Source organism: Mesorhizobium sp. M7A.F.Ca.US.006.04.2.1, assembly GCF_004022915.1.
Classification (GTDB): domain Bacteria; phylum Pseudomonadota; class Alphaproteobacteria; order Rhizobiales; family Rhizobiaceae; genus Mesorhizobium; species Mesorhizobium ciceri.
Window position 1 is genome coordinate 1 of the sequence record NZ_RZQA01001042.1, and the last position, 1,919, is coordinate 1,919.

General features: G+C 59.9%; 2 protein-coding genes. Both read left to right on the forward strand.

Translation table 11 applies throughout. The features are described 5' to 3' along the window. The coding region (locus EN925_RS33945; RefSeq protein WP_128337272.1) for an LptF/LptG family permease at positions 1-825 on the forward strand (825 nt) is incomplete at its 5' end. Next, the coding region (gene lptD, locus EN925_RS33950; protein WP_164894589.1) for an LPS assembly protein LptD at positions 825-1,919 on the forward strand (1,095 nt) is incomplete at its 3' end. The genes EN925_RS33945 and lptD, both read left to right, overlap by 1 nt.

The window sequence follows — 1,919 nt, forward strand, 5'->3', positions numbered from 1 at the left end:
GAGCTGGTCATCGCGCGTTCCGCCGGTGTTTCCGCCTGGCAGTTCCTCTTGCCCTGCTGTATCGGAGCCTTGCTGTTCGGCGTCCTGTCGGTTGGCGTCATCAATCCGCTCGCCGCGCACGCATTCTCCTGGTCCGAGCAGATCGAAACCCAGCTGCGTTCCGGCAAATCGAATACGGTCTCGGCCGATGCCGCGCCCTGGATCCGGCAGAAAACCAGTTCGGGGGACACCATCATCGGTGCGCGGGCCATCCTGAACCAGGGCCTGGAAATGGCCGATGTCGTATTCTTCATTCTCGACCCGCAAGGCAACATCGTCGAGCGCAAGGATGCTGCCCGTGCCTTCCTGCGCGACGGCTATTGGGAATTGCAGGACGTCAAGACGTTCCAGAACGGCACGATCCAGGCATCGGCAACCGATCGCGTACCGACCAATCTGAAGCCCGAATTCGTGCAAGAGCGGCTGGCGCGCCCGGAAACCATCCCCTTCTACGACCTGCCCGGAAAGATCGAGGTTGCCCGCTCCTTCGGCCTCAAGGCAAATGCCTTTGCCATGCAGTTTGATTCGCTCGTGGCGTTGCCGTTCCTTCTCGTCGCCATGACGCTGATCGCGGCAACGGTTTCAATGCGATTTGCTAGGATGGGGCAGTCGGCGACGATGATTCTGGGTGGCATCATCGCTGGCTTTCTGCTTTATGTCGTTTCGGTTCTGGTGAAGGCATTCGGCGTGGCGGGATTCGTGCCGACTGTCGTAGCCGCCTGGGTACCGGTCATGGTGGCTATGTTCTTCGGGGTGACTTTCCTGCTATACAAGGAAGACGGCTAGTGAGGGAGGCGTTTTTGCCCAGCAACAGGCAGGCCGGTTTGGCGCGCCTCTATGCGGCGACCGCCTTGGCGTGCGTGCTTGCCTACGCCGTTCCGGCACCGGCGCTTGCGCAGGACGTCGGCGACATGGCGACATCGGTTCCGTCCGGCTCGCAAATGCTGCTGGCGGCCGACACGCTGGTCTATAACAACGACAACCAGACCGTGACCGCCGTTGGCGGCGTGCAGATCGACTATGGTGGCAATCGCCTTGTCGCCCAGCGGGTCGAGTACAACCGCAACACCAAGCGAATGGTCGCAAGCGGTAACGTCGAAGTCATCAACAGCGACGGTACCAAGATCAATTCGCAGCATATCGACATCACCGATGACTTCGCCGACGGCTTCGTCAACGCGTTGCGGGTCGAAACCATCGACAAGGCCTATTTCGCCGCCGAAAGCGCCGAACGCATGGGCGGCGTGCTGACCACCTTCCACAATGGCGTCTACACCGCCTGCGAGCCGTGCGAGGATAAGCCGGACAAAGCGCCGACCTGGCGCGTCAAGGCCAAGAAGATCATCTGGAACGGCGAGAAGAAGACGGTTCGCTTCGAGAATGCGAATTTCGAGTTCTTCGGTTTTCCGCTTGCCTATCTGCCTGCATTCGAAATTGCCGACCCGACGGTGAAGCGCAAGAGCGGCTTCCTGATCCCGAGCATCATCTACAAGAGCGATCTCGGCGTCGGCGTGAAAGTCCCCTATTATCTTGCATTGGCGCCGACCTACGACCTGACCGTCACCGGCACCGGCTATACCAAGCAGGGTTTCCTCGGTGAGGCCGAGTGGCGTCAGCGCTTCAACAATGGCGAGTACAGCTTGAAGATCGCCGGGATACACCAGCAGAATCCCGACGCTTTCCTCGACACCACTGCCTTCCCCTCCAGCTCTGGCCACAACGTCAATTCGGGCAGCGCCGGCGATCCCAACAAATTCCGCGGCATGATGGGTACCCAGGGGCAGTTCGCCATCAACTCACGCTGGAACTTCGGCTGGGACGTGCTGCTGCAGACCGACAAGAATTTCTCGAACACCTACGGCATCGAAAAGTACAATAGC